The following is a 2,913-nucleotide window of genomic DNA, read 5'->3' on the forward strand; positions in this document are numbered from 1 at the left end:
GGCGCAGGGTGTGCAGCAGCCGGTCGGCCAGGGAGCGGGCCGTGCTCTCCTCGAAGCAGCGCGGGTCGTGGCCGAGCTCGACCGCGAGCCGCTCGCCGGGCGAGACGACCACGGTGAGGGGGTAGTTGGTGGCCTCCCGGGCGTCCAGCTCACGGACCCGGACGCCCTGGGCTCCGGCGGTGGCGTCGGCCACCGGGTAGTTCTCCAGCACCAGCAGGCTGTCGAAGAGGGAGGTGCCCTCGGGCAGCGCGCTCAGGGCGCCCAGCCGGGGCAGCGGCAGGTGTTCGAACCGGCGGTCCTCGGCGCGTGCCCGCTGCGTCTCGCGGAGCCAGTCGGCGCACCGCGCCCGCCCATCGACGCGCACCCGCGCGGGCAGGGTGGTGATGAACAGTCCGGTGATGGTGTCGGCGCCGGGCAGGTCGGCCGGGCGGCCGGAGACGGTGGTGCCGAAGCACACGTCGGAGGTGGCGCCGAGGCGGGAGAGCAGCAGCGCCCACGCGCCCTGGACGACGGTGTTGAGGGTGAGCCGGTGCCTGCGGGCGAACTCCCGCAGCCCTTCCGTCTCCTGGGCATCGAGCCGGTACGACAGCCAGGTGTCCGAGCGGGTGGCGGCGCCGGGTGCGGGCCGGCGGTCGTAGGGCAGGGGGGTGGGCGCGGCGAGGTCGCCCAGGACGGCGCGCCAGTGCTCCTCGGCGCCCGCGGTGTCGCGGGCGGCGAGCCAGGCGGCGTGGTCCGCGAACGGCCGCCGCTCCGGCAGGCGCGGTTCCTCGCCCCGGGAGAGCGCGGCGTGCGCGGTCAGGACGTCGCCGAGCACGTGGAAGACGCTCCAGCCGTCCAGCAGCAGGTGGTGGAAGGTCCACACGACGCGGACCTCGTCGGGGCCGAGACGGATCAGCGCGATCCGCAGCAGCGGGGCCCGGTCCAGGGCCATGCCGCGGGCCCGGTCCTCGGCGAGCAGCCGCTCGAGCCGGTCGGTCCTCTCCTCCGCGCTCAGCTGTGCCCAGTCGTGCTCGGTGACGGGCAGCCGGGCCGCCCGGCGCACCACCTGCAGCGGCTCCGGCACGCCGTCCAGGACGACGGCGGTGCGCAGGACGGGCGTACGGTCGACGACGTGCTGCCAGGCGGCGGCCACCGTGCGCGGGTCGCCCGCCCCGTCCATGACGAAGGTGATCTGTTCGACGTACAGGCCCTGGCCGGGCTCGTCGAGCCCGTGCACGACCATGCCGGCCTGGGTCGGGGTGAGCGGGTAGATGTCGGCCACGTCCCGGCCGGCGCCGGCGAGGCGGTCCACGGCGGCCTGGTCGAGGCGGGCCAGCGGGAAGTCGGACGGCGTGCGCCCGCCGGCGCCGGGGTCGGCGCAGTGGCGGACGATCGCGCGCAGCTCGTCCAGGGTCTCGGCGGCGAGCCGGGCGACGGTGTCGCGGTGGTGCACCTCGCGGGAGTACGACCAGGTGAACTCCAGCCGCTTGTCGGTGACCTGGCCGAGCACGTCGATGAGGTGGGGCCTGCGGGCGGCCGGGTCCATCCCTCCGGTCAGCCCTCCGTAGGGGGCCTGGAGCAGGCTGCCGGGGGCGCTCTGCCAGTCCTGCCGGCCCAGGTAGTTGAAGGCGATCTGCGGCGGCTGCGGCAGCTCTGGTCCGGCGCCGCCGTGCTGGGCGCGCAGGTGGCGCAGGGCGCCGTGGCCGAGGCCGCCGTGCGGCACGGCCCGCAGGGTCTCCTTGACGGACTTCAGCACGGTCCCGGTGTCCGCGGAGCGGGGCACGTCCAGGGCGACGGGGTACATCGCGGTGAACCACCCGACGGTGCGGGAGAGGTCGACCCCGTCGAACAACTCCTCGCGACCGTGGCCCTCCAGCGCCACCGTCACCCGGTCGCGTCCGGTCCAGCGGGCCAGGACCCGGCCGAGGGCGCACAGCAGCACGTCGTTGACGCGGGTCCGGTACGCCTCCGGCACCTCCTGGAGCAGGCGGCGGGTGTCCTCGTCGTCCAGGACGGCGGTCAGCGACTCCTCGTCGCCGACGGTGTTCCCGCCGTCCTGGCCGGCCGGCAGGTCGGCCGGCAGCGGCGTCGCCTCGACGCCCTGCCAGTAGGGCAGTTCGGCGTCGAAGCCGCCGGCCGCGGTGTGCGCGGCCAGACGCGTCGCCCAGCTGCGGAAGGACGTCGACCTCGGGCCCAGGTCGACCGGCTCCCCGGCGCGCAGCGCCCGGTAGGCGGCGTCCAGGTCCTCCAGGACGACCCGCCAGGACACCGCATCCACCACCAGGTGGTGCGCGGCCAGGACCAGCACGGGCCGGCCGTGCTCGGGGCGGCACAGCGCGGCGCGCAGCAACGGGCCCTCGCGCAGGTCGAATCCGGCGGCCAGGGCCGCGGCGACCTCCTCCGGCGGCGCGTCGCCCACCTCGAGGTGCGGGGGCGCGCCCGGGGCGGCGATCCGCTGACGGATGCCGTGCCCGTCGTCGCCGGGTGCGTAGCGCAGGCGCAGCGCGTCGTGGTGAGCGGTGACCGCCGCGAGGGCGGCGCGCAGCAGTTCGGGGTCGGTGTCGGGGTCGACGTGGTGGGCGACCGACTGGCTGAAGTGCGCCGGGTCGCCGGTGAGCGTGTCGAGCAGCCAGTGCTGCACGGGGGTGAGCGGCGCGTCACCCGTCGCGTCCTCCTCCTCGACGGTGCCCGCGGGGACGGGCGGCTGCTGGGCCACGGTGGCAAGTTCGGCGACGGTCTGGTGGCTGAACAGGTGCCGGGGCGTCAGGTGCAGCCCGGCACGGCGGGCTGCCGACACGATGCGGATGCCGAGGACGGAGTCGCCGCCGAGGGCGAAGTAGTTGTCGTCGGCGCCGACGTCGGGGACCTGGAGCACCTCGGACCAGATGTCGGCGAGCGTGCGTTCGACGCCGGGCCGCGGCGGGCGGGAGGTTC

1 protein-coding gene is annotated in these 2,913 nt (G+C 76.1%); it reads right to left on the reverse strand.

What is annotated here, in order from left to right; translation table 11 throughout:
• Positions 1-2,913: condensation domain-containing protein (locus ACOV8S_RS26955; RefSeq protein ID WP_448321319.1), on the reverse strand; the 2,913-nt coding region annotated here is incomplete at both ends.

It is taken from the genome of Streptomyces sp. CO7, assembly GCF_053474865.1.